Below are 23406 nucleotides of genomic sequence, written 5' to 3' on the forward strand. Positions count from 1 at the left end.
CTAGTGGAAACTTTTAGCGGCTGATACGGCCTTCCTCCACTGCCTTGTTGATTTCCTCAAACTTGCCCTGTGCGTACAGGCGGTCGAGGTCATCGGCGGTGAGGATTCGGCCATCGTTGTTGTTCGTGGGGCTGGGGTTCCGCTGGTGCGGGGTGCTACCCCACCCGCCTTGAACTGTGGGAATGAGTTGAGCGTGTTGGTGACGAGTTCGCCAGCCTTACTGTCCCACTCGTCGCTGCCCCACTTCGGGAGATCACCTACACCACGGAGATACGGCACAAGCATGTCGGGGTCTGCCCCGTTTTCCTTCGCCAGCTTGCGTAGGGTGTTGTCCTCGCGCATTCGGTCGAGTTCGGCCTGGAGCTTGTCACGCTCGGCTTCTCGTTCCTGCGCAGCGGCCTTGGCCTGCTTGATTTGTTCCTCCGTGTCTTTGTCGGACGGTTCAAAACCGAGTACCTGCGCGAGTTTCTTCAACGTCGCTGCCTGTTCTTCCGCCTGCTTCGCCTTCACTCGGCGGTCGCCGTTCTCGTTCTTCAACTTGCGGTTTTCCGCTTCGTATCGGGCGAGCTGCTTACGTAGCGCGTCAAGGTCTACGGCTTCGTCCGCCTCGTTGGCCTGCGCCTCGCCTAGGTGTTCACCGGCTTGGGTGTAGTTCCCTGCTCGGTGTCGTGCTGGGCCTGCTGCGCCTTGTCAGCGGCCTGCTGTGCGAGGTCTGCGGGGGTGGTGTTTTCATCCGACATGTGGTTTGTCTCCTCCGTGGGGTGTTGGGTGTGTTCCACGCCTTGGTGGTAACGGAGGTGAGTATGAGACATATTGGTTGGCGGTCAGTTTTATTGAGTGGTTACCCAGTCCCCAGCTTCAACAAAAGCTGTTAAATCAACAGGGGAACTTCCTAGTAGCTCCACCGTGCCGTCGGGCTTCACCAGCGCGGCGCTATCCCCATCATCTGCGTTCTCCCCTGGAAACACTGCAACGGTTCCGTCTGGGTGTACACATACCTCTACGTCCCAATCTTTGCCAGGATACGTCGAACAAACCATGCTGTAAGCACGGGTTGCAACATGCTTAATCAACACCAATTACTCCTAACAATTCATCCGTAGGTGTCAAATCGTCCGTGCGCATCAATTTGTCAGGGCGGCATTACTTACCCCACCAATGTTGCTCAGTCCTGTTCTCACACAGAATCGTAGAATGAGAAGCGCGAGTATTTTAGGGTCGCGTTGCTTCGCCGGTTCACGTTAAAGGACTAGGAACATGGTTGAATTTCTTTTCTTCCTTGCCCCTTCAGTGCTCTATATCCTTGTCCGACGCGGGTCAATCGGGGTGTCTCGAGCTCGGGCAAATGTGGGTTGGCGCTGGGGAAACCTGCAGGCAGCAGCTTTAAGTGTCATCTTGTTCCCTGTGCTGCTTGGAATAGGTTATCTTGGTATCCGTCTTGTATCTACGGATAGTCTCGGCATGCCGGGCGTCGTTCTTGTTCAAGGGGTAAGCGTTGCCGCGATTCTAAGGGCTGCAGGCGAAGAGTTTTTCTTCCGAGGATTTCTCGGGGGTTTACTTCTTCGGCGTTGGGGATTGTGGGCCGGAAACACTTTTCAGGCGGCCCTTTTCCTTTTGCCCCATGTGGTGTTGTTGAGCTTTGATGCTCATCTGTGGCCCGTACTTCCGGTTCAATTCCTCGGTGGGTGGATACTTGGGGCGGTGAGATTTCGCTCCGGTAGCGTCATTGAGTGCTCAGTCTTACATGCCGCCCTCAACATAGGTATCGGATTGTTGGCGGGTTAGGTGAAGGATTGCGTGTGGCTGCTCAACGCGACTATTGGTTGACACTGAGCACAAAGCCGCGTGCCGCAGGCATTTTCTTCGTACGTCAGGCGGGAACTGCTTCGCTGATGACTTCAGGACGCTTGCAGAAAGCAAAGCGCACCTTGTGCTCCTATGGTTCGGGTTTGTTCGTGAAGGCGGCAATAGAGGTCGCAGCGACACTTTTTGTGGTGGACAGTTGGATGCAGAAATCGATGGTGTTCAGCCCGGTAGAGGAGAGGGGTAACCGTGTAGCAAGTTGTCGATTTGGGGTAGTTGGTAGCGCGAGTCCGCGTAGTTGGTACCGGTGTTCCGTGTATCCGGTACTGCAAGGGGTTTTCTTTCATAGTTGATGTTGGCGACACCACAATCCGCTGGTGTTGCGTCAACTTCTACTTGGAAGGAGCTGGTCCTTGTGGCCAACTTCAAGCAGATCATTGCGATGTGCCTTGATGGTGCTAGCTAGGCGCAGATCACACACGCATTGGGGTGTTCACGACGGGAAGTATCCCGTGCAAAGAAAGTCATCTCTGATGAGGGTTTGATTTCAGAGATTTTCCGTCAGCTCCCGCCGGGGTGGTTTGATGATCGATTCAGTGATGGCCGGAGTAAGAGGTCTTTGTCCTATGACCTGCTGTATCTCGGCGGGGCATGTCGGTGTCAACGTCTAGGGGTATTGAGCAGAGTGATATTTAGCCCGCTGCGTTCGGCTTGGTCGATGTGGATTTGGTCAGGAAACCAGGATGAGGCCGCCGATCCAGCTAAGGAAACGGACGGGGCCTATCGGTGCCAAATCCCTTATTGCCAAATGATGCCAAATGGTGCTACCCTAGAGTTATTGCCACCTGTTACGACAGGATCGGAAGAAGACCCTGGGACCCCAGCCGGACGACTGGACTCAGGGTCTTCGCCTGCCTCTAGAGGGAATCCGGGGTGGGACGGTTGAGGACCACTTTCTCGTGCAGCTTCTCCCAGTACTGCTCTTCCCCTAGATGGACGGAGTTCAGTGCTCCCAGAACGGCATCTGGAATCCAGAGCAGGGGATCATCGCCACCGCGTACGTGTCGCAGTCGGATGCCAGCACTTTGTCCCTGGCCCTGCAGGGCAACTATATGGGCGACGTCTCGCCTGTTTTGTGCTTCTTGCCGGCTTTCCAAAGTGACGTTGTGGACGTGCATCTCGGAGAGCTCGAAGTACATCTGCTCCAAGCATTTCCTGCGGTGCCTCTCCGTCTTCTTGCTCACTTCACTCTGGTGGGTGATGATCGCTTGCATGGAGTCGATCTCAGAAAGGGTGTCCACGATTTTTCGGCGTCGGCTATTACGTTCGTCGGTCCAGTGAAGTTTGACCTGGCCAGGAAGTCGTAGTGGACGCAGCTGCTCGCGTATTTTTTCCAAGTCTTGAGTGTCGATGATGGTTGCACACACCATGTACTCCTGCCGGTCTGGGGGTCTAAGGGCGGAGGACTCATCGATGTAGGCGACTAGCTGTGATTCCACCCTGAAACTGTAGCCCGTCCGGGCCGACGCACCCCTCGGCCCGGTACCAACTACCCGGAACACGGCAGTACCGAGTCCCCAGAACACCGGTACCAAAAACTCGCATCTGACAGCAAGTGGCGCAAGCGTCATGCAGGTGTATGCACAGCTTTTCAGCCGCGCGCCGAAGATAGTGCGGCTCTAGTGCGGGCACAAGAATATCGGCGGGCTGCGCGACGGAGCGCGGCAGTTTCTATCGGGCTAGATGCCCAACACGGACTTTGCGATGAAGAAGTAGATAATCAAGCCCGTCGCGTCACAAAACGTGGAAATGAACGGGTTAGAAAAGACAGCGGGATCCGCGCCAACCGTCTTTGCCACAATCGGCATGAGGCCGCCAACTGTCGCTGACATTGAGCAGATAAGAAACAGGGTGGAGCCGATCACGATACCGATATCGAGGCCGTAGATCACCGTCGCCAAGACGAGACCAGCCAGTCCCAGTACGGCGCCGAGCAGCATTCCGACGCGCAGCTCGCGCCACATTACAGAAAGGAGGTCGCGCGTTCGGACGTCGCCAAGCGCGAGCGCGCGGGTCACAGTAGTCGCTGCCTGGTTTCCAGTATTACCGCCCGTGCCGGTGAGGAGAGGGATGAACAGCGACAGTACAACCGCCTTGGCTAAGGTGTCCTCGAAGGAATCGAGAACCCGCACGGTCAGCAGAGCTGACACAGCGAGCACGAGCAGCCAGAGAATGCGGGAGCGAACGAGCTTGAGCAACGGCGTCGACAAGTAAGGCTGCTGGAGCGCTTCCGTACCACCGGAACGAGCAGAGTCCTCGCTGTCCGCTTCTTCCATGATGTCCGTGGCATCGTCCCACGTAAGAAGACCGACGAGGCGGTGTGAATCATCCACAATTGGCAGAGCTAGCATATCGAGGGGCAAGAACCACCGCACGGTCTCCTCGGCGTCGGCAGTCGCGTATGCATATACCGGCTCGTTCATGATGTCCTCAATGAGTACACCGCGCTCAGCCGTGAAGAGTTCGCGCAGGCTGACGACGCCGACCAGACGCCGGTCCTTGCGCGTCACCGGAACGGTATAGATGGTCTCCAGTTCATCGGCCGTATCCCGGAGCGTGTACAGGGCATCTTCCATGCTCATTTCCGGGTGAATGTCGGGCACCTCTGGCGACATACGACGCCCGACGGAGCCCTTCGTGTATCCAAGGATCACTCCGGTCACGTCGCGCTGAGTCTGGGTCAGTGAACGGAGGAGGCGATCCGCAATCTCCGCGGGCAGCTCATCCAAGAGCGCCACTCGGTCTTCGGGGTCCAACTCGTCGAAAAACTCGTAGACATCGGCGTTGCCCAGCTCATCAATGATGTCCGCCTGGTGCTTTGCATCGAGCGCATCAAAGACCGCGATGGACTTTTCCCGCGGCAGCAGGCGGAGGGCTAGCGCTGCGCGGAGCGCGTTCTGGCGCTCCACAATCGCGATGAGCTCTTGACGGGGAACGCGGGCTAAGAGTTCCTGGAGGCGAGGGGCCTTTTTAGGATCGATAGCGTCGTCTTGCTTCAGCCATGCCTCTACGGTCTCGCTGGCCTGCTCAGTAGTTTCTGCCATCGCTTCGCCTTTCCACTCGACGTCAACCTCCTCAGACTACGCTATGCAGCGCTGCACGGCCTTTTCGTGAATTCCATGCCGTGGAGTGGGGACTGAGAACCAAGTTCTGTCACGGGGGTCAGCACTGGGGGAATTCAGCGCGAATTGAGAGTGCACTCGGGCCCAACGTTTAGCGCTGTTCACGCATCCGCGTGAGGACGTTGTGCGCAGAAATAAGGCACATTGGCACTCCCACGCCCGGCACGGTCGTTCCGCCCGCGTAGAACAGGTTCTTCAGTTTTCGCGAGACGTTGCGCCCACGGAAGAACGCGGACTGCTGCAGCGTATGTGCAGGCCCCACCGCTCCACCTGCCCACGCGTTATAGCGCTGCGCAAAATCAGAGGGCCCCACCGTTCGGCGCACGACGATGCGCTCGGCAAAGTCCGGAATGCCAAGCCATGTGCCTAGCTGGTGGATAGCGGCGTCAGCAATCGCGGCGACGCGGGCAGATTCTGTGTCGTTGTAGGCACTTCCGTGGCCAAACGCTTCTTCCGCCGGCACAGGGACGAGCACAAAGAGGTTCTCGCAGCCCTCTGGCGCCACGCCAGGATCCGTCGCGGATGTCTTGGATACGTAGATAGACTCCGAAGCACCGAGCGGACGCGAGGCCTCCGGGCCGTGGTAGACGGCGCGGAAATCGGGCTCCCAGTCCTTGCTAAACAACAGAGTGTGGTGCTCAAGCTGCGGCAGCTCGCCGCGGACGCCGAGGAACACCAGAACCGTACCCAAACCCGGATCGCGCCGTGCGAAGTAGCTTTCCGGGTAGGTCCGCGCTGACTCAGGCAGTAACGCGGTTTCGGTGTGGCGCAGGTCCGCCGCCGACACCACGGCCTCTGCAGAAATGAAGCGGCCGTCATCCAGCCGCACGCCAGTTGTGCGCCCGTCCGTGCACTCAATTGCCGTCACCGAGGTACCCATGAGGAAGGTTGCACCCTCTGCTTGGCGCGCAATCGCCGCGACTACCGCGGCGAAGCCACCCTGCGGGTAGCGCACACCTTCGACCAGGTCGGTGTGGCTCATCAAGGAATACAGGGCCGGCGCGGCCTGAGGCTCGGTCGACAAAAACACTGCCGGATAGGTCAGGACCTGACGCAGGCGATAGTCCTGAAACTGCGCCGCTACCAGCTTGTCCAGCGAACGCGTCAGCAGCATTGCGAGCGTGCCCAGCCGCGTGAGCACCTCCCGTGTCAGCAGCTCAGTAGGGTGCGAAAACGTGGTGTACAAAAAGCTGCTCAGCGCCACCGCGTAGACGTCGGAGGAGCGCGCCAAATACGCCCGTACGCGCTCACCCGCGCCCGGCTCAATAGACTCGAATAGGTGCGCGACCTCCTCCACGCCGCTCTCCACATCCAGGAACGCGCCGTCCTCGTTGTACACGCGATACGCAGGCGAGAGGGGGACGAGGTCCAGCTCACGCTCGGTGCTCGTCCCACAGGCCCGGAAAAACTCATCAAAAGCCTCCGGCATGAGATACCACGAAGGCCCCGTATCGAAACGGAAGCCGTCGACTTCTAGGACTCCCGCCCGCCCGCCGACGCTACGCTGCTTCTCGACGACGACCACGTCCCAGCCCTCCCGCAGCATCAACGCCGCGGTGGCAAGCCCCGCGATGCCAGCGCCGATGACGACAACCCGCTTGCCCATGTTTATTTCACCGCCGATGCAGCTGCCCGGCTCACGAGGAAGGCCTTACGCGCTGGTGATACCGACACCCTTGTCGTGAGGATCTCGACGGCGGGGGTTGCCTCGAGCTGGTCGGTGAGCTCAGTAAAGAGGGCGGTAGCCGCCGCCACGCCCATGCGGGAGCCGCGCGGCAGCAACTCGATGGCACCCTGCGCTACAGACAGGTCCTCGCGAATATCAGCGATGATGGCAGCCTTCCTCTCCTCGTCCAAGCCAGTGGGATCGGGCAGCGCTGGAAAATACGAGCGGCCGAGGTCTGCGGAGTCCTCGCGCAGATCGCGCAAGAAGTTGATCTTCTGAAACGCCGCGCCCAAGCGCCGCGCGCCTTCCTCGATGCCGGCCGGTCGCGCCTGACCGGCGTAGAAAGCATCCAAACACAAGAGCCCAATGACTTCCGCGGAGCCGGACACGTAGTTCTCGAAGGAGTCGTGTGTGTGCGTGCTCTGGGTCAGATCGCAGCGCATGGAAGCAAAGAACTCTGCGATGTGCTCGTCCTGGAACCCGCAGCGCCGCGCGGAGAGCGCATACGCGTGCACCACGGGGTCGGCGTGAAAACGCTGGGAGGGGGCGGCGCGGACGGTGGCCTCGTAGGCGTCGAGAAGCACGGCGGCGTCCTGGGGAGCAAGCCCCGCGTCGACGATCTCATCGGCCGTGCGCACCATGGCGTATAAGTTACGGATATCCACGCGCACCCTGGGTGAGAGAAGCCGCGTGGCCAGGGAAAAACTGGTGGAGTAGTGGCGCATGACCTGAGCCGCGGCTGCTTCGGCACAACGGTCGTAATGCTCTAGAGCGGAAAGGGATGCGCGCATGGAGCATATTTTAGACCACACGCGTCACATAACTTACCCAGGGCAAGATAGGGTAGTGACGTTACTTTCCCCATCTATAAGGAGAACACGTCCATGACCACCCCAACGACGACTGCCGCGGCACGCGCCGTTGACCTGTTCAAACAATACGGTCAGGGAGATACCGCAGTCACCGCGTTGGACCACGTCGACGTTGAGTTCGCGCGCAATACCTTTACCGCCATCATGGGCCCGTCGGGCTCCGGCAAATCCACCCTCATGCACACTATGGCGGGCCTCGATTCGGCGACGTCCGGCTCGGCTTTCATCGGTGACACCGATATGTCGCAGCTCAGCGATAAAGACATTACCGCCCTGCGCCGCGACCGCCTGGGTTTCATCTTCCAGTCCTTCAACCTGGTGCCCACGTTGACCGCGGCAGAGAACATCACGCTGCCTTCCGATATCGCTGGCAACAAGGTCGATAAGGCGTGGTTTGATGAGGTCACCACGCGCCTTGGCCTGTCCCACCGCTTGAACCACCGCCCGGCCGAGCTCTCCGGCGGCCAGCAGCAGCGCGTGGCGTGTGCGCGCGCCCTGGTTTCCCGTCCTGAGATCATCTTCGGTGATGAGCCCACCGGCAACCTGGATTCGAACTCCTCCGCCGAGGTGCTCGACATTTTGCGTACCGCCGTGGACAAGGATGGGCAGACCGTGGTTATCGTTACGCACGACGCCAAGGCCGCTTCGTACGCTGACCGCGTGGTCTTCCTCGCCGATGGCCGCCTGGTTAATGAGCTCATGAATCCGACCATGGAGTCCATCCACGCCGTGATGGCAGAAATCGAGGGCTAGAGCATGGCCACAAAGAACACCATGCGCACGGTCTCCGTGCGCAATATTCTCGCGCATAAGCTGCGCCTTGCCCTGACCCTGCTGGCGGTGGTGCTGGGTACCGCGTTCATCTCGGGCTCCTTCATGTTCACCAACTCGCTGTCGAATACGTTCGACTCCGCTGTCTCGACAGCATTTACCGGCGTGGATGCGGCCGTGAGCCAGAAGGAAAACGGCCCGAAGCTGGATCAGAAGATGCGCGATGACATCGCCGCCGACCCCGACGTTCGCGCGGTAAACATGCAAAGCAGCCAGACGGTCGTGGTGGCCAACGAAGACGCCGAGGCGTTCCAGACCGGCGGGGGCACGTCCAGCGTGCAGCCCTACTACCCGGAGGATCAACCCGTCGGTGGGCCCGCCACGCTTGTCGACGGCTCCGAGCCCCACGGGACCGGCGAAGTCCTCATCAACGATTCCGCAGCCGAGAAGTTCGGCATTCACGTCGGCGATACCCTCCTCGTCGTGCACCCGGACCAGCGCGATGAGGTGAAGGTCGTGGGCGTCGTCAAGCCTGTGGTGGACCAGGGCCCCAGTCTGACGTTGCTCATGGAGCACGAGGCCTTCGTTGAGCGCTATGGAGACTCTTCCCAGCTGAAGGTCGCTGCGGCCGACGGCGTCGATGCCGATGCACTCGTGGAGCACCTCAACAACACCTTCGAGGTCGAGGCGGAATCCGGCCAGAAGCTGGCCGATGAGCTGTCGGATCAGATTTCCTCTGCTCTGAAATTCGTCAACTACTTCCTCATCGCCTTTGGCCTCATCGCGTTGCTGGTGGGCACGTTCATTATCGCGAATACCTTCTCCATGATCGTGGCCCAGCGCACCAAGGAGTTCGCGCTCCTGCGTGCGCTCGGTGCTTCCCGTGGCCAGATCACGCGTTCGGTGGTGACGGAGGCCTTCATCGTGGGGCTCGTCGGCTCTGCCGTGGGTGTGGTGGCAGGTATGGGTCTCGTCGCGATCATCAAGGCAGTCTTTGAAGCTAAGGACATGCCCATGGGCGGCGGTCTGGGCCTGAGCGTCAGCGCAGTAGTCGTGCCGCTGCTCTTGGGCGCGGTGGTCACCATCGTGTCCGCGTGGGCGCCGGCGCGCCGCGCGGGTGCGGTAAAGCCGGTGGAAGCCATGCGCACCACCGAGTCTGCTGCCGGTTCTTCGCTCCTCGTGCGCAGCGTGCTGGGTGGACTGTTGCTTGTCGCGGGCATTATCTTCGCGGTCCTCGGCGTGCTTATCGACGCCTCCACGGGCATCCGTGCCTCCCTCGTGGGTCTTGGCGCGCTCAACCTCATCCTCGGCTTCTTCCTGGCTGGACCGGCCATCTCCCTGCCCATCGTTCCGGCGATTGGCCGCGTGATTGGTGCACCGTTTGGTGCGGTGGGCAAGTTGGCGTCGACGAACTCGGCGCGGAACCCGCGCCGTACGGCCGCCACCGCCTTCGCCCTCATGCTGGGCGTGGCGCTGGTGACCTCGATCGGAATGCTTGGCGCGACGATGAAAACCTCGGTCGCGGATGCCGTGGAGCAGGACGCCCGCGCGGACTTTCTGCTGTCGGGTCCGACATCGGGCAACTTCCCAACGCCGAATGAGACGGCGCAGCGCGCCCGCGATACCGAGGGCGCCGGGCAGGTCGTGGCGATGAGTACCGCGCCGTTGCAGGTCGATGGTCAGGCCTCCATGAACTACAGCCCGGAGATGGCGATCAGCCAGGTGGTTGACGGCAACGCCGATGACGTCCTTAACCTCACCCTGGTGGAAGGATCGCTGAAGACGGGCGAGGAGCCGGGCTTCATCGCCGAAGCCGATCTAGCTGCAGAGCAGGGCTGGGAGGTCGGCCAGAGTTATGAGCTGGCGGGCCCGGATCCGTCTCGTACCACGCAGGTGAAGCTCCTCGGCACGTATGAGCCCTTCCAGATGCTCCCGCGCTTAGCTGTCTCCGCCTCCGCGGCAACGGAGGTCGTCGACCCGACTAGCCTCAACGTCATGGTGGTCTCCGTGAACGCGGAGGAAGGCTATGACAAGGAAAAGCTGCGCGCCAACCTGGAGGAGGCCGTCAAGGACCTCGTCGTGGTGCAGGTGCGCACCGGCGAGGAATACGCAGGCGAAGCCGCCGGCATGATTGACCAGATGCTCACCATCCTTTACGCGCTGCTGGCGTTGGCTGTGGTCATCGCGATCCTGGGCATCGTCAATACCCTCACCTTGGGCGTGATTGAACGACGCCAAGAGATCGGTATGCTGCGCGCGGTGGGCACCCAGCGCCGCCAGATTCGCACGATGATCACCGTGGAATCGGTACAAATTGCTCTCTTCGGTGCGCTCATGGGCATCCTCATGGGGCTGGGGATGGGGTGGTCCTTCATCTCCGTGCTTGCGGACGAGGGCCTCGACTCCACGACGGTGCCGTGGATGATGCTCGTCGTCATGCTCGTCGGCTCCGGCATCGTCGGTGTGCTAGCCGCCCTGTGGCCGGCCCACCGCGCGGCGAAGACTCCGCCGTTGGACGCCATCGCTGACTAACACTCCGCGCGCTTGGGCGTGGAGTGCGGTGAGCAGGCTAGGCCAAAAGCGAGCCGACCCACGCCCCGCGCCACGCCAGGACGATACCGAGGCCGATGGTCCAGAAGAGATAACGTGCCAAGCGCCACCAGCGCTGGGCCTTAATCATGTCGCCGAGCTCTTTGGCCAACGTGGACCATGTTGATAGCCCGCCCGCCACGCCGGCCGCGAGCAAGGGGAGGAAGAACTCGGGGGTGTGCGCGTGCGTGGCGTAGCCATAGGTCACGCCGGCCACCGCAGAGCCGATGAGGTTGGCGGCGAAGGTACACGTGGGGGAGGGCAGGATGCGGGTTAACAGGTAGCGCCCGCAACCGCCCACAAAACCGCCGACGAGCACGGCCAAGATGGAGAGCATCATGCGCGCCTCCGAGCCTGGAGACGGTCACCGACCAGGTACGCCACGGTGCAGCCCAGGACCGTTGCCAGGACATATGCCCCCGCCTGCGCCGGCCCGAAACCTGAAGTGAGATACGCAAACGCGGCAAAGCTGGTGAACCCACCCAAGAAACCCGTGCCCCAGAATGCGGGCGGCTTGGCATAGCCCATCACAGCGCTGCCAACAACGTTGATGAGCAACAGCGGCAGCGCGCCGCCCCCGAGAAGCGAAGAAAGGCCGAAGCGGGCCAGCGCCCCGAGCGCGGTCCCGCAGCCCACAAGAAGGATCTGTGGCATAGGCACCATCCTAGTTGGGATGCGAAAACGTCGTGAAGCAGGCAAGCTTAAGGTACATCCACATCCCCAAGGAGGAAACCACCATGGCACACGAGCGCGCTGGCCAACTAGCCCAGCCTTCGGATCTCATCGATATCGCGGAGTTGGTCACCGCGTATTACACCCGCACCCCCGACGCCGATAACCCTGACCAGCAGGTTTCCTTCGGCACCTCTGGGCACCGCGGCTCCGCCTTGGACACCGCCTTCAACGAGGCCCACATCCTGGCCATCACCCAGGCCATCGTGGACTACCGCGCCGAGCAGGGCACCACGGGCGCCATCTTCATCGGCCGTGATACTCACGCCCTGTCCGAACCCGCCATGGTCTCCGCCCTCGAGGTCCTCCTAGCCAATGAACTGGAGGTTCGGGTGGATGACCGCGGCCGCTACACCCCGACCCCGGCCGTCTCCCACGCCATCCTGACCAACCCGGGCGCCGACGGCATCGTGATTACCCCCTCCCACAACCCGCCGCGCGATGGTGGATTCAAGTACAACCCGCCAACGGGCGGTCCAACGGACACCGATGCCACCGACTGGATTGCGGCAAAGGCTAACGACTACCTGCGCGCCGGGCTCGACGGTGTGAAGCGCGTACCGGTTGACGGCGTGCTCGATGCGCGCTGCGTCAAGCACAATTACCTCGACTCCTATGTGTCCGATTTGGCCAACGTCGTGGACATGGCGGCCATCAAGGACGCCGGCGTGCGCATCGGAGCGGACCCGATGGGCGGCGCCTCGGTGGACTACTGGGCGGCAATTGCTGAGCACTACGAGCTGAACATGACCGTGGTGAACCCCGACGTCGACGGCACCTTCCGCTTCATGACGTTGGATACCGACGGCAAGATCCGCATGGACTGCTCCTCCCCGGATGCCATGGCGTCACTGGTGGATAACCGTTCCAAGCACGACCTGGCCACGGGCAACGACGCCGACGCGGACCGCCACGGCATTGTTACGCCGGACGCGGGCCTGATGAACCCGAACCACTACCTCGCGGTGGCCATCGAGTACCTGTTTAGCCACCGCCCCCAGTGGGGTAACGCCGGCGTGGGCAAGACCTTGGTGTCTTCTTCCATGATCGACCGCGTCGTGGCCAGCCTGGGGCGTGAGCTCGTGGAGGTGCCGGTGGGCTTTAAGTGGTTTGTGCCGGGGCTTGTCGACGGCTCCCTCGGCTTCGGCGGCGAAGAATCCGCCGGTGCTTCCTTCCTGCGCTTCGACGGTACGGTGTGGTCCACCGACAAGGACGGCATCATCTTGGACTTGTTGGCCGCGGAGATCCTGGCGGTGACGGGTAAGACCCCGTCGCAGCGCTACGCGGAACTGGCGGAGACGGGCGCCGGTATGCGCGACCGATGCACTACCGTGAACGAGGCCATCCTGAAGAAGCTCTCCCCGGAGCAGGTGACGGCTACGGAGCTGGCGGGCGAGGAGATCGTCGCCAAGCTCACCGAGGCGCCGGGCAACGGCGCGGCGATCGGCGGCCTCAAGGTGACGACGGAGAACGCGTGGGTTGCCGCGCGCCCGTCCGGCACGGAGGATAAGTACAAGATTTACGCCGAGAGCTTCCGTGGCGAAGAGCACCTCAAGCAGGTGCAGGAAGAAGCACAGGCGCTGGTGTCACAGGTTCTCGGAGGTTAGTTCTGCGGCTAGGCTAGTGGTTTATGACATCTCCACAATCCATATCGGTGCCTGACCTCATCAGCGCGCTCGCGCGCTGGGGAATGGCCGCCGTGTGGATTATCGCCGGCATACAGAAACTGGATGCCCGGATGGAGATGACCCAGGCCATTGAGGCCTATGGCATCTTTACCCCGGAGTGGTCCGGATACTTGGCCTACCTCATCGGGCCCCTGGAACTCATGGGTGGGGTGCTGCTGTTGTTGGGGCTGTTCTTGAGGGAGGCGTCGGCAGTCGCTGCAGTGGTCTTGGTCCTGTTCATGGTGGGCATCGCGCAGGCGTGGGCGCGGGGGCTCGTCATCGATTGCGGGTGTTTTGGCTACGACCCCGCCGACGTAAGTCAGGGCATGAACTACGCACTGACGCTGCTTCGCGACGCTTTCTTCCTCGCCCTCACCGTCTGGACCATCCGCCGCCCCTACCGCCGCTATGCCCTGCACCCGTAGATTGTTAGGCTAACTCCGTGACCAAAACCAAAATCAGCGCACCTCTCGTGCTCGACATCATTAGTGCATTCGCGCGATTCTATATGGCTTATGTATGGATCAAGGCGGGGGCGTCGAAGCTAACGGATCAGCTCGCGGTGTCGCAAAGCATCAAGGCATATGAAATCTTTACCCCTGAGTGGTCGCACTACTTGTCCTACCTGATTGGACCGCTGGAGATCTGTGGCGGCCTGCTGCTATTGCTGGGGCTGTTTTTGCGACCATCGGCGTGGGTTGGGCAAATAGTTCTGGTGCTGTTCATGATCGGCATCGCGCAGGCGTGGGCGCGGGGACTTGGAATTGATTGCGGTTGCTTCTCCGTGAGCCCTGATGAAGACGCGCAAGTGATGAATTACATGATGACACTTCTGCGAGATGTCTTCTATTCTGTCTTAATGGTGTGGACGATCAAGCGTCCTTTCACCAAGTTTGCATTGCACCCTTAACACTGGTGTGTAGGCTTTCATCTGTTCGAACTTAAGTCATAAAGGCAAGGTTGTTTAATGAGTACAGTCAAAGACCCCAACTCCAAAGGCAATAGTGGATTCGTCTGGGGCCTCGCTGTTCTGCTGGTTATTATTGCCGTGGTCATCGGATACATCGTCTACCAAGGGCGAGGTGCACAGACCGATGCGCTGGGAGACTACGCCGCAGAGGACGTCTCCATGGAGATTTCCTACGCGGACAATGCGGTAACCCTCAAGTCCGCGGATGCAGCAAAGGACGCAACCGAAGTAGACCTGTACGAGGACTACTCCTGCCCGCACTGTGGTGACCTGGCGAAGGAAACCGACGAGCAGATGAAGGATGCGATTGATGCGGGCGAGCTCGTCGTGCACGTGCGCACCCTCAACTTCCTCGACGGCAGCCCGAACGGCTTGGAGAGCATCAAGTCCAACACGGGCCACTCCTCCAAGGCCGCTGCTGCGATGGAGCAGGTAGCAAAGACCGGTGACGCCAAGCTCTACTGGAACCTGCGTAAGTACCTCATGGAGAATCAGTCCAAGGTGTACAACAAGTGGGAGATGGAAGACTTCGCTGCTGCTGCCAAGGAACTGGGCGCAGATGATGCCACGGTGAAGGCCATTGAGGAAGCCCCGGTTGGTGAAGGAAACCCGCTGGTGACCTCGAACTACGAAAAGCTGGAGAGCGAAACCGGCCAGGTTTCCTCGCCGCGAATCATCCAGGATGGCAAGGATATTCCGGAAGACCAGAACACGTCCATCATGGAATGGGTCGACATCGTCACTAAATAAGGCGTCCCAACTCGCGATTTGGTGAGTGAATGGGGAGCGGATATATTGATACGAGTTGCAATCGTGAAGGTTGCACCTCGTATGAGGGGCTATGGCGCAGTTGGTAGCGCACCACACTGGCAGTGTGGGGGTCACGGGTTCGAATCCCGTTAGCTCCACTTCATAATTCAATACCGCCTTGGGGCTATGGCGCAGTTGGTAGCGCACCACACTGGCAGTGTGGGGGTCACGGGTTCGAATCCCGTTAGCTCCACTTTATACCCTCTTTCCACTGGTCAGAGGGTTTTATTTTTGTCTGGGGAATTCTTTGTTGACGTCTGGTTATGACTGTGTTTAAAGCCAGGTGAAATCCAAGGTTGAGTGCCGGGGACGTGGTCGACGAACTGGTAAAACCGGACTGATTCATTGGGGAGGGCAATCAGGTCCTCATGAGTGAACAAATGATCGGCACATCACGTGCGGATGAATCCATGCAAGGCCACTGGCTTTTGGCCAAATTGGGAAAGTGAGTCCTTTGCCTCGGCGGGCGCAGACTAACAGATGAATTGCTCGAACTATCCGGAATTCCGAACGTTGATGTAGTTGAACCAGCGCCTAGTCTTGGGCGCACGCCGGGTAGGATTCTTGAGCTCACGCCTTCGAGTTATACAGGTGCGGATAGTGATCCGGATGCTGTGGCTGCAGTGCGCCGCGTCTTTGGCCTGCGTGCAAAGCTAATTGAGGCCGACGCCGCTGAAACTGGACTGGCCGATGAGTCGGCTGACCTTGTGATTGGGAAGCGATGCTCACCATGCAGGGTGAGAAGGCTAAGAATGCAATCGTTGCAGAGGCTGCGCGCATCCTACGTCCGGGTGGGCGGTACGCCATTCACGAACTGGGGCTAGTTCCTGAAGAACTAGCAGATGGGGTGAAGGATGAAATCCGCCAAAGCCTTGCGCGCGCAATTAGGGTGAACGCGTGTCCGCTGACCTTGGGCGAATGGACGGCAGTGTTTGAGGCTAATGGCTTTTTAAAGCCGCCAAGGTTGAGACCGCGCCGATGGCTTTGCTGCAGCCGCGTCGAATTCTTTCCGATGAAGGATTCTTAGGCACGCTGTGCTTTGTGAAGAACCTTCGGAATAACTCCGATGCCCGCAAGCGGGTGCTGCAGATGCGAAAAACCTTCAACACGCACAGCGAGCACCTCAACGCCGTGGCAATCGTGGCAACGAAGCCAGAGCGTTAGGAAGCTGGAACGCTATCTAGGCGCGATTGCGCACTACGGTCAGCAGGATTGCTGAGTCTTCCAAGGAGAGCAGTCCATGACGCTACTGAGGCACCACAGCATGCTCATCGGCGCTCAACTCTAGTGAATCGTCGTCTGCGGTAAGCCGAACTTTTCCGCTCAATACGTGCAAGAGTGCCTCGCCAGGGTTCTCGTGCTTAGACAATTCCTTGCCGTCGTTCAGGACAAGCAAGACCTGTAAAAGGGAACCACCAGGCACTGCGCGGAACACGTGGGTTGCACGCCCGCTTTCTGTCCCAGCCGCCTTATTTAGCAGTTCTTCAGCCAGCGCTTTTAAATTAACGCTGACGCTTGGTGTCTCTGCCATTTTCGAAATCTCTTCCAAATGTTAGAGGGGATTGAACTGCGCTAAGCGATGCCAGGTGTAAAAGGTTGACCGTCTAGTGTCGAGTCTATACCTTTGGTATATCAATCCTTAAAATGAATAGTCCTACCTATTGAAAGTTAGGCAACCCTACTCAAGTGGTGTATATTTGCCATGGTTAATTGATCCCTATTCCCAGCAAAGGAAATAACAAGTGAAAAAGACGGCATTGATGGCTTTAAGTGCTGCTGCAGCCCTCGTTCTTGCGGCGTGCTCCACCTCGGGGGAAGAAGCCTCGGGGGAAGATGCAGCGGCTGGCGACGGTGAGCAGCTGACTCTGTCCCACCCCAGTATTGAGGGGCTAAACATCGACTTCGAAAACCAGCCAGAAACCATCGTTATGGACTGCTACGCCTATAGCTCTCTGCACGAGTACGGCATTGAGCCGGATGCGTTGTTTGGTTTTGAGTGTGACAACCCAGCGTTGATGGGTGATGCTGACATCGAAGGTATTGAGACCATCGGCCAAGATGCTGAGATCGATCTGGAAAAGCTGGCTGAACTGCGCCCGGATGCCATCATCGGCAACGGTAACGCGAAGGGTTGGTCTTGGTTCGATGAAGACGTCAACGCTCAGTTGCAGCGCGTTGCGCCTTTCGTGCCGCTGCCATCGGAAGGCTCTATTGATCAAAGGATTGCGGATACCCGCGAGATTGCAGAGTTCTTCGGCGCAGACGTAGAAGCTGACAACATCGTGGCGGCAGATGGAGACTTCGCAGCGGCCAAGGAAGCGTTCACCGCAGCAGTAGACGGCAAGGATTACAACTTCCTGCTGACCAGCCCAACCAAGGAAATGCTCTATACCGGCGTGGGCTTCCCGCAGGCGGACATGCTGGAAGAACTTGGCGCAAACATCGCAGGCCCAGACACACCAGCGGAAGGAAACCCGTGGGGTCGAGTGGCGTGGGAAGATGCTTCGACCTACCCTGCTGATGTCATCTTGGTAGAAAACTATGACCCAGAGGCGCCATTTACTGCGGAGCTGTGGGACAACCTTCCAGCTGTCCAGGCAGACCAGGTATCCACGTGGTCTTCCAAGGGTGCGTTGACCAGCCGTAACTATGCCGATTGGCTGCAGGATCTTGCAGACAAGGTAGAGACCTACGACAAGGTGAGCTAGTCTTTTATGCCAGCAAGTTCCACCACCTCCACAGCCCCGAAGGCTGTGGAAAGGCCAGTTGCTCAGGCCAACCGGCTCATTGGTTTCATTATCATTGCGGTCTTATGTGCCGGTGCGCTGGTGTTGAGCATGATGGTGGGCTCACGCAGCATTCCACCGTCGGATATTTTTCATTATCTGATTAACCCGGATCCGGCGGATCCGGTATCGCAGGTGGTCTGGCAGTCTCGCGTTCCACGTACTTTCTTGGTGTTGGTTGCCGGTAGTGCGTTGGGGGTCGCGGGTGGTTTGATGCAGGCTGTGACCAGAAACCCAATGACGGACCCGGGGATTTTGGGCGTTAATGCGGGTGCTTCTCTCATGGTGGTTGTTGGCCTGGCATTTTTTGGGGTTACAGATATCTCCCAGTACATGTGGTGGTCTTTTGCTGGTGCGATTGTGACCTCGGCGGTGGTCTTCGCCATTGGCAACAGTGGTCCATTGCGTGGCAGTCCGGTGCGCATGACCTTGTCCGGTGTGGCATTGGGGGCGGTGCTGGGCGGTTTTGCATCCGCGGTGTTGCTGACCAATTCAGAAGTTTTGGAACGCATGCGTGGCTGGTCAGCGGGCACCACAGCATCGCAGCCTCTCGATGCTACCTTGTCCATCACCCCATTTATCTTGGTAGGCTTGCTTATTGCGCTGGCCAGCACTCGCGCATTGGATGTGCTTTCACTGGGTGAAGCGGCATCGGTTGCTATGGGCGCGCACCCGCAAAGAACCAGGCTGGTGGTATTGGTAGCAATTGCACTGCTAGCCGGTGGCGCTACTGCGGCGGCGGGGCCCATCGGATTTATTGGGCTGTTGGCACCACATCTATCCCGCATGATCGTGGGCCCACATCAAGGGTGGATTATGGCCTATTCAATCGTCTTGGCCCCAGCGGTTTTGGGCGTGAGTGATGTTATAGGTCGCGTGATTACTGCTGGGGAAGTGCCCGTGGGAGTAGTAACTGCATTCGTTGGCGCACCGCTGTTGATTTACATGGTGCGTAAGTACCGCATTCCGGAGGTTTAAGCGCGATGGTTCACACAACGAATCCGGATACGAAGCAAGAGCTTGAATTCGGGCGAAAGATTTTCCGCATCGGTCCCAAAGAACGCCCGGTGATGCTTATCGGGGTGCGCACAGCTGTCGTCACAGGTGGACTCTTATTGGCGACTGCGCTGATTGCGGTGTACTCCTTGGTTGATGGTTCTGCATCCATCACCGTTGGTGAAGCGTTCCAGGCGTTGACCGGCAACGGTGATTCCTACACCAACATGATTGTGGTGGAATGGCGCGCACCGCGCACGCTTCTGGCAATCCTGCTGGGCGCAACACTGGCCATGAGTGGAGCTATCTTTCAAAACCTCACCGCGAATCCATTGGGCTCACCGGATGTGATTGGTTTTCAGACCGGTTCCTACACTGGCGCGCTCATCGTCATGTTGATTCTCGGCGGTGGCACCACCGCTACGTTGTTGGGGGCTCTCACTGGAGGTATCGCTACCGCGATGGTGGTGTTCTTCCTTGCCTCCAAGCGCGGATTCGCTGGTGGCGTGCGTCTTATCATCGTTGGCATTGCTGTCAGCGCCATGCTGGCCTCGGTCAACGTGTGGATTTTGCTCACTGCCACGGTGGAAGATGCCATCATGGCGAGTTTGTGGGGCGCGGGAAATCTCTCCGGCACCTCCTGGAATTCGCTGCTGCTGGCATTTTGTGGTTCTGCCGTGTTCATCCTGATGGCAGCACTGCTGGCGCGCCCGATGCGTTTGATGCAGATTGGTATTCCTTTCGCGGTTGCGCTGGGGCAAAACGTCCGCAGGGTGCAACTATTGGCAGTTGTTGCCGGCATCGGATTAACGGCGCTGGCAACTGCCACCGCCGGGCCGATTTCCTTCATCGCGCTGGCCTCGCCCCAGATTGCCCGTCGCCTGGTACACGTTGATGGCCTGGCGCTGGCCCCCACCGCAGCCGTGGGGTCTTTCCTGTTAATACTCGCCGATACGGTTGCCCAAAGAATTGACCCTGAATCCCCGCTCCCAGTAGGTATTGTCACCGTATCCATCGGTGGCGTGTACTTCCTGTGGTTGCTCATGAGAGAAGGCCGACGCAAATGACACGACTTCTAGTAGAAAACGCCCAGCTTGGATACGGCGACAAAGTTATCTGCCCAGGCGTGGATCTTCAGATTCCAGATAGCCAGTTCACGGTCATCGTTGGCCCCAATGCCTGCGGCAAGTCCACTTTGCTCAAGAGCTTGACCCGTTTGATTGCGCCGCAAGAGGGGAAGATTCTTTTAGACGGGCAGTCTTTGCACAAAAAGCCCACCAAAGAAGTAGCGCGTGAAGTGGGTCTTCTGCCGCAAGGCCCGGTTGCCCCGGACGGCATTCGCGTCATCGATCTGGTCTCACGAGGACGCTACCCGCACCAGAGTTTGTTCAAGCCTTGGTCGCCCGAGGATGAGCAGGCGGTGAAAGAGGCCATGGAGGCAACCGGAATTAGGGAGCTTTCAGGCAGGCTTGTCGATGAACTCTCGGGCGGTCAACGCCAACGCGTCTGGATGGCGGTGGCGTTGGCGCAGCAGACGCCAATCTTGCTTCTCGATGAACCTACCACATTCTTAGACGTCAGCTACCAGATTGAGCTGCTGGAACTTTGCCGCATGCTCAACCGGAAACGGGACTACACACTGGTCGCCGTATTGCATGACTTGAACCAGGCAGCGCGCTACGCCGATCACATCATCGCCATGAAAGACGGCGAAGTTGTAGCCACCGGCGATCCTGCAACCGTTATTACTGAAGAGCTCGTGCGCACCGTATTTGGTGTGGATTCTAAGATCATCGCTGACCCAGAGTCTGGAGCACCGTTGATGATCCCAACGTGGAGCCACCAAGTATCAAGTTCAAACAGATAATTCTGACGTTAATTTTACCTGTTCCATGTGCACCTCAGTTTTCGCGTTGTGGACGCAATCGATGCGGGTGAGATGGTCGATCTGAAATTGACGATAAGCGGTGAGATCGGCCGCCACTATTCACAGCATGACATCGCATTCACCAGCCATGAGGTGGCATTCCACGGCTTCTGGAAGTGGCTGACTCTCTTGAATGAATCGCTCAACAGTCTCAAGGTCCTGGCTGGTGAGCCAAACTCTGGCATAGGCGGTAAATCCTTTGCCGACCTTTGTGGGAACAAACAGGGCAACGTAACCCCGAATAATTCCAGCGTCCTCCAGTGCATGGACTCGTCGGATACAAGTGGAAGGGGAAAGGTGCACGGCATCCGCGAGTTCATTGACGATTCAATCCAAGCGGAAGTCCACGCTTGAAGACCTGGTGAAACGCCTATTTGATCAAGGGCAGCTTAATCGAGTGTGTGAAGCGTCCTGGGTTTAGTTCCTCAGCTAAGGAAGGATTGAACTATGCCTAGAAGGTATTCCGTTGATTTCAAGGAGAAGGCTGTCATCCGGCGGCGATGGAATTGCCTAGTGCTCTCTTTTGTAATGCTGTCGCTCTCGTTTAGCCAAAGGTCTATTAGCTGTTCCACGGTTGTGCTGTTTGTCAGCTCTAGCTTCTCTTTTTCAGCGGGGGAGATCCATTTAATCCCCGATGCCTCTGCCTTATCGATGTCTGCCTTATTGGTGTTTAACCAACTTTCGGCGTCCTTCTTTTCTTTAAAGGTGATCGGTGCTCTGTGCAAAATGCCTTGGTGTTTGAAACTGGCACGCCACCTATTTTTTCCGCGTTGCTCAATTCGCTCCCACGAACGATGGGGCTTATACTTCGGGCCTTTTTCTTTTCGTTTTCGTTCTGCATATTGGGGAAGCTTCGGGGAACTCTAGCGCCGTTTTGTGTCATATAATGACGTAATGATGTTAGAAATTACCTAATATAACTGCAGGTTAATTAGGTATAATGCCAGCTAGGCAAGGGGTAATATTTAGAAACCGATGGAATCCCGTTAGGTCCACCAGTGGCCGTCTCTGTTATGGAGCCGGCCTTTTCCTATGCTGGGAACATGGATGTTTTCACCAAGACCGTGTCCCGTCCTGATCAAGCTGGTGCCGAGGCTGCTGGGTTGAGATGGCTGGCGCAGGCGCATGGCGACGTCGTCGTGGACGTCGCCGAAGTCACTCCCACATCTATTAGCACTCGGCGGGTTGAGCAGTCGCGACCGAGTGCCCTCGCTGCCCGCGCTTTTGGTGCTGCGCTCCGTACGGTCCATGAAGCAGGAGCGCCCGCTTTCGGCGCGCCGCCGGCGGGCTGGGAGGGCGCGAACTTCATTGGACGCGTGGAACAACGCTGCGAACCATGCGAATCCTGGGGCGAGTTCTACGCCGAGCAGCGGGTGTCGCCTTTTATAGGAGGACTGCCTCAAGAGCTACAGGGGATAGTTCGACAAGCATGCGAGGCTATAAAAGCCGTTGAGTGGGACGTGAAACCGGCGCGAATTCATGGCGACCTGTGGGCAGGAAACGTATTGTTTACTGCCTCGTCGGCCGTGATGATCGACCCAGCCGCACACGGCGGACACCCGTGGACGGATTTGGCCATGCTGGAGCTATTTGGCACGCCGTACTATGGCGAGATACTGCGTGGTTATGGGGTGGGGGAGGAGTATCACCAGTGGGTGCCGGTGCATCAACTACACCCGCTGGCGGTTCATTCGATGACGCATGGTCCCGCGTATTATGTACCGCTCGAGCGGGCCGCACGTGCCACGCTCGAAGCGTTGGGCGGATAGTCTTCCTTGTGAGGCGTTAGGCACTAGTGGGGCCTAGCGGCATGGCGCGCTTATGGGCGCCGCGGCGCCAGAGGGTTTCGATGCGCTCGCAGGCGTCGTCAGGCACGTTCTTGCCCTCGAGGTAGTCATCGATGTGGGTGTAGGTGACGCCGAGCGCTTCTTCATCAGAGAGCAATGGGCGGTTATCCTCCAAGTCGGCAGTTGGTACCTTCTTCCACGTGGAATCCGGTGCGCCGAGATGTTTCAGGAGTTGAGCGCCCTGGCGCTTGTTGATCCCGGCGAGAGGCAGGATGTCGGCAGCGCCATCGCCCCACTTGGTAAAGAAAGCTGTGACGTTTTCGGCAGCGTGGTCGGTGCCGATGACCAACGCACCGACCTCGCCGGCCAGCGCGTACTGCGCGGCCATGCGCAAACGTGCCTTGAGGTTGCCGCGATTGAAGTCACCCAGAGAGTCCTGTTGCAGGGCGCTAGCAACGGCGCCGTCGAGAGCTGCGGTGGCCTCGGCAATGTTGACGGTGAGGGAGTAGTCAGGCTCGATGAAGTCCAGAGCGGTCTGTGCGTCATCCTCGTCGGCCTGCACTCCGTGGGGAAGGCGTACGGCCCAGAAATGCGCGCCGTCGACGCGGTCCACCGCCAACTGCGCCAAGCGTCCGGCCAGGGTGGAGTCCTGGCCGCCGGAGATGCCCAGGACAAAGCCCTTAGCACCGGTGGTGCGTAGGTAGTCCACCAAGAAAGCGACGCGGCGCTCAACCTCTTCTGCTGGATCGATACGGGGTTTTACGCCGAGGGCCTTGATGATGTCGTGCTGGAGGTCTGTGGATTCATGTGACATGACGACCATGGTAGCCGCCTGCGACAATAGGAAC

The 23406-nt window shown here is 59.0% G+C and carries 23 protein-coding genes, 2 tRNA genes and 1 pseudogene; 16 read left to right on the plus strand and 10 right to left on the minus strand.

Annotation, left to right across the window (positions count from 1 at the left end; all coding sequences use genetic code 11):
* Together HWX44_RS04330 and HWX44_RS04335 are read right to left on the minus strand one after the other, a co-directional pair.
* The gene (locus HWX44_RS04330; RefSeq protein ID WP_141746464.1) at positions 1 to 537 is read right to left on the minus strand and encodes a hypothetical protein; all 537 of its coding nucleotides are present in this window, start codon (positions 535 to 537) and stop codon (positions 1 to 3) included.
* 293 nt (positions 538 to 830) lie between these two features.
* A complete protein-coding gene (locus HWX44_RS04335; protein ID WP_175973345.1) occupies positions 831 to 1076 on the minus strand; it encodes a hypothetical protein in 246 nt (81 codons plus the stop codon).
* A gap of 181 nt (positions 1077 to 1257) precedes the next feature.
* Here HWX44_RS04335 and HWX44_RS04340 point away from each other — a divergent pair, with 181 nt between their 5' ends.
* Positions 1258 to 1785: a CPBP family intramembrane glutamic endopeptidase gene (locus HWX44_RS04340; RefSeq protein ID WP_049157638.1), complete on the plus strand. Its 528-nt coding sequence runs from the start codon at positions 1258 to 1260 to the stop codon at positions 1783 to 1785.
* Between the two features lie 935 nt (positions 1786 to 2720).
* Here HWX44_RS04340 and HWX44_RS04345 read toward each other — a convergent pair.
* The 4 genes from HWX44_RS04345 to HWX44_RS04360 all read right to left on the minus strand — a co-directional run bounded on the left by HWX44_RS04345 (position 2721) and on the right by HWX44_RS04360 (position 7442).
* A complete protein-coding gene (locus tag HWX44_RS04345) occupies positions 2721 to 3302 on the minus strand; it encodes a hypothetical protein (protein WP_175973347.1) in 582 nt (193 codons plus the stop codon).
* A gap of 240 nt (positions 3303 to 3542) precedes the next feature.
* On the minus strand, positions 3543 to 4907 hold the full coding sequence (gene mgtE / locus HWX44_RS04350) for a magnesium transporter (protein WP_175973349.1): 1365 nt from the start codon (positions 4905 to 4907) through the stop codon (positions 3543 to 3545).
* Between the two features lie 169 nt (positions 4908 to 5076).
* The gene (gene crtI / locus HWX44_RS04355; RefSeq protein ID WP_046647406.1) at positions 5077 to 6591 is read right to left on the minus strand and encodes a phytoene desaturase family protein; all 1515 of its coding nucleotides are present in this window, start codon (positions 6589 to 6591) and stop codon (positions 5077 to 5079) included.
* 2 nt (positions 6592 to 6593) lie between these two features.
* Positions 6594 to 7442 carry a phytoene/squalene synthase family protein gene (locus tag HWX44_RS04360; RefSeq protein WP_070547169.1) on the minus strand — a complete coding sequence of 283 codons (849 nt, stop codon included), beginning with the start codon at positions 7440 to 7442 and terminating at the stop codon, positions 6594 to 6596.
* 93 nt (positions 7443 to 7535) lie between these two features.
* Here HWX44_RS04360 and HWX44_RS04365 point away from each other — a divergent pair, with 93 nt between their 5' ends.
* Both HWX44_RS04365 and HWX44_RS04370 read left to right on the plus strand, forming a co-directional pair.
* On the plus strand, positions 7536 to 8276 hold the full coding sequence (locus tag HWX44_RS04365) for an ABC transporter ATP-binding protein (RefSeq protein WP_070510608.1): 741 nt from the start codon (positions 7536 to 7538) through the stop codon (positions 8274 to 8276).
* A 3-nt stretch (positions 8277 to 8279) separates the two neighbouring features.
* Positions 8280 to 10826, plus strand: coding sequence for an ABC transporter permease (locus HWX44_RS04370; RefSeq protein ID WP_175973351.1), 2547 nt, complete (start codon positions 8280 to 8282; stop codon positions 10824 to 10826).
* Between the two features lie 37 nt (positions 10827 to 10863).
* On the opposite strand, the gene HWX44_RS04375 is transcribed toward HWX44_RS04370, so the two are convergent.
* Both HWX44_RS04375 and HWX44_RS04380 read right to left on the minus strand, forming a co-directional pair.
* Complete coding sequence (locus HWX44_RS04375) at positions 10864 to 11223, minus strand: fluoride efflux transporter FluC (protein WP_175973352.1); 360 nt, start codon at positions 11221 to 11223, stop codon at positions 10864 to 10866.
* Positions 11220 to 11537 carry a fluoride efflux transporter family protein gene (locus HWX44_RS04380; RefSeq protein WP_070516125.1) on the minus strand — a complete coding sequence of 106 codons (318 nt, stop codon included), beginning with the start codon at positions 11535 to 11537 and terminating at the stop codon, positions 11220 to 11222. The genes HWX44_RS04375 and HWX44_RS04380 overlap by 4 nt, the downstream gene beginning before the upstream one ends.
* An 83-nt stretch (positions 11538 to 11620) precedes the next feature.
* On the opposite strand from HWX44_RS04380, the gene pgm reads away from it, so the two are divergent.
* The 7 genes and pseudogenes from pgm to HWX44_RS04415 all read left to right on the plus strand — a co-directional run bounded on the left by pgm (position 11621) and on the right by HWX44_RS04415 (position 16226).
* Positions 11621 to 13222 (plus strand): phosphoglucomutase (alpha-D-glucose-1,6-bisphosphate-dependent), encoded by a 1602-nt coding sequence (gene pgm, locus HWX44_RS04385; protein ID WP_175973354.1) that lies wholly within the window; start codon positions 11621 to 11623, stop codon positions 13220 to 13222.
* Between the two features lie 23 nt (positions 13223 to 13245).
* Positions 13246 to 13707, plus strand: a complete 462-nt coding sequence (locus tag HWX44_RS04390) for a MauE/DoxX family redox-associated membrane protein (RefSeq protein ID WP_070510600.1) — start codon at positions 13246 to 13248, stop codon at positions 13705 to 13707.
* 17 nt (positions 13708 to 13724) lie between these two features.
* Positions 13725 to 14192, plus strand: a complete 468-nt coding sequence (locus HWX44_RS04395; RefSeq protein ID WP_070516121.1) for a MauE/DoxX family redox-associated membrane protein — start codon at positions 13725 to 13727, stop codon at positions 14190 to 14192.
* 57 nt (positions 14193 to 14249) lie between these two features.
* Positions 14250 to 15002, plus strand: a complete 753-nt coding sequence (locus HWX44_RS04400) for a DsbA family protein (protein WP_158395856.1) — start codon at positions 14250 to 14252, stop codon at positions 15000 to 15002.
* An 85-nt stretch (positions 15003 to 15087) separates the two neighbouring features.
* Positions 15088 to 15160: transfer RNA gene (locus HWX44_RS04405), tRNA-Ala, on the plus strand.
* Between the two features lie 22 nt (positions 15161 to 15182).
* A tRNA-Ala gene (locus HWX44_RS04410) sits at positions 15183 to 15255 on the plus strand.
* Positions 15256 to 15430: 175 nt separating this feature from the next.
* Positions 15431 to 16226 (plus strand): annotated as a pseudogene (locus tag HWX44_RS04415) (methyltransferase domain-containing protein).
* An 82-nt stretch (positions 16227 to 16308) separates the two neighbouring features.
* On the opposite strand, the gene HWX44_RS04420 reads toward HWX44_RS04415, so the two are convergent.
* Positions 16309 to 16611: a cupin gene (locus tag HWX44_RS04420; RefSeq protein ID WP_254868105.1), complete on the minus strand. Its 303-nt coding sequence runs from the start codon at positions 16609 to 16611 to the stop codon at positions 16309 to 16311.
* A 193-nt stretch (positions 16612 to 16804) separates the two neighbouring features.
* Here HWX44_RS04420 and HWX44_RS04425 point away from each other — a divergent pair, with 193 nt between their 5' ends.
* From HWX44_RS04425 to HWX44_RS04450, 6 genes are all read left to right on the plus strand, one after another.
* On the plus strand, positions 16805 to 17770 hold the full coding sequence (locus HWX44_RS04425) for an ABC transporter substrate-binding protein (protein WP_049155214.1): 966 nt from the start codon (positions 16805 to 16807) through the stop codon (positions 17768 to 17770).
* A gap of 45 nt (positions 17771 to 17815) precedes the next feature.
* On the plus strand, positions 17816 to 18826 hold the full coding sequence (locus tag HWX44_RS04430) for a FecCD family ABC transporter permease (protein WP_232751619.1): 1011 nt from the start codon (positions 17816 to 17818) through the stop codon (positions 18824 to 18826).
* Positions 18827 to 18831: 5 nt separating this feature from the next.
* Positions 18832 to 19911 (plus strand): FecCD family ABC transporter permease, encoded by a 1080-nt coding sequence (locus HWX44_RS04435; RefSeq protein WP_046647392.1) that lies wholly within the window; start codon positions 18832 to 18834, stop codon positions 19909 to 19911.
* Entirely contained in the window at positions 19908 to 20711 is an 804-nt protein-coding gene (locus HWX44_RS04440) for an ABC transporter ATP-binding protein (protein ID WP_175973356.1), read from the plus strand. The genes HWX44_RS04435 and HWX44_RS04440 overlap by 4 nt, the downstream gene beginning before the upstream one ends.
* A 48-nt stretch (positions 20712 to 20759) precedes the next feature.
* A complete protein-coding gene (locus HWX44_RS13565) occupies positions 20760 to 21125 on the plus strand; it encodes a hypothetical protein (protein WP_246819876.1) in 366 nt (121 codons plus the stop codon).
* Positions 21126 to 21814: 689 nt separating this feature from the next.
* The gene (locus HWX44_RS04450; RefSeq protein ID WP_175973587.1) at positions 21815 to 22540 is read left to right on the plus strand and encodes a fructosamine kinase family protein; all 726 of its coding nucleotides are present in this window, start codon (positions 21815 to 21817) and stop codon (positions 22538 to 22540) included.
* A 16-nt stretch (positions 22541 to 22556) separates the two neighbouring features.
* On the opposite strand, the gene nadE is transcribed toward HWX44_RS04450, so the two are convergent.
* Positions 22557 to 23381, minus strand: coding sequence for an ammonia-dependent NAD(+) synthetase (gene nadE / locus HWX44_RS04455; protein ID WP_175973358.1), 825 nt, complete (start codon positions 23379 to 23381; stop codon positions 22557 to 22559).
* Positions 23382 to 23406: the final 25 nt, after the last annotated feature.

This window comes from Corynebacterium sp. Marseille-Q2823 (genome assembly GCF_903645345.1).
Classification (GTDB): Bacteria; Actinomycetota; Actinomycetes; order Mycobacteriales; family Mycobacteriaceae; genus Corynebacterium; species Corynebacterium hiratae.